The sequence below is a fragment of the Streptomyces sp. RP5T genome (assembly GCF_003933965.1).
Taxonomy (GTDB): Bacteria; Actinomycetota; Actinomycetes; order Streptomycetales; family Streptomycetaceae; genus Streptomyces.
The window spans coordinates 1-1,216 of the sequence record NZ_RSAJ01001115.1; the positions used below are offsets into that span (position 1 = coordinate 1).

General features: G+C 76.0%; 1 protein-coding gene. It reads right to left on the reverse strand.

Going from position 1 to position 1,216, the window contains the following annotated elements; genetic code table 11:
* Positions 1-1,216: acyltransferase domain-containing protein (locus EHS43_RS44845; protein WP_125196085.1), on the reverse strand; the 1,216-nt coding region annotated here is incomplete at both ends.

The following is a 1,216-nucleotide window of genomic DNA, read 5'->3' on the forward strand; positions in this document are numbered from 1 at the left end:
GCACCGGGGGCAGCGCGCGGTCCACGCCCGCGCTCCACAGCCGTCCCAGCGCTTCGGCGAGGACGAAACCGTCGGACGCCTCGGCCTTGGCGTGGCGCATGGTGGTCACCGTCACCGGCGTCCGGCCGGTGAGGCGGCCGGCGGCGAGCTTCGTCAGGGTGTCGCCCGGCCCGATCTCCACGAGGACGGGGTGCAGCCGGTCCCACAGGGCGGTGATGCCGTCGGCGAACCGCACCGTGTCGCGGGTGTGGGCGAGCCAGTGCCGGACGGAGGTGGCCTGGGCGTCGGTGACCCAGGTGCCGGTGACGTTGGTGACGTACGGGATGCGCGGCGGGTGCAGGGTGACCTGGCGCAGGTGGGTCTCGTAGGCCGGCAGGACCGGGTCCAGGACGTGCGAGTGGGCCGCGACGGGGATGCGCAGGCGGCGGAACGGGATGCCGAGCCGGGTGAGGTCGGCCTCGAAGCGGGTGACGGCGTCGAGGTGTCCGGCGACGGTGCAGGCGGTGGGGCCGTTGACGGCGGCGAGGGACAGGCCGGCGTCGAGCAGCGGCCGGATCCGTTCGGCCGGGGCGGCGACGCCGACGGTGGCTCCGCCGGCGGAGCTGATGAGCCGGATGCGTTCGGTGACCAGGGGCAGCATGTCGGCGAGGTCGATGACGCCGGCCAGGCAGGCGGCCGTGTACTCGCCGAGCGAGTGGCCGATCAGCGCGTCGGAGCGCACGCCCGACTCCATGAGCGTGCGGGCCAGGGCGTACTCGGTGACGACGAGCCCGAGGAAGGCGGAGGTGTCGTCGGGCCGTCGCTCCTCGAAGAGGGCGGTGCGCAGGTCGGCGCCGAGGACGGGCCGCAGGATGCGGGCGCACTCGTCGACGGTGTCGCGGTAGACGGCCTGGTCGCGGTACAGGTCCTTGCCCATGCCCGGGTACTGGGTGCCGCCGCCGGGCAGCAGGAACGCCACGCGGGCCGGGTCGTCGGCGAGCGGCGGGGTGGCCGGTGTCGCGGAGCGCAGCGCGTCCAGGGCCTCCTCGCGGGTGGCGGCCGTGACGGTGAGCCGGTGGCGCAGTGCGGGCCGGTCGGTGCGCAGGGAGTGGGCCACGTCGTCCAGACGCAGCTCGGGCCGGCGTTCGAGGTGCCGGGCGAGTGCGGTGGCCTGGCCGCGCAGGGCGCCGGCGGTGCGCGCCGACAGCGGCAGCACCAGGCGGCGGCCGTCGTGGGG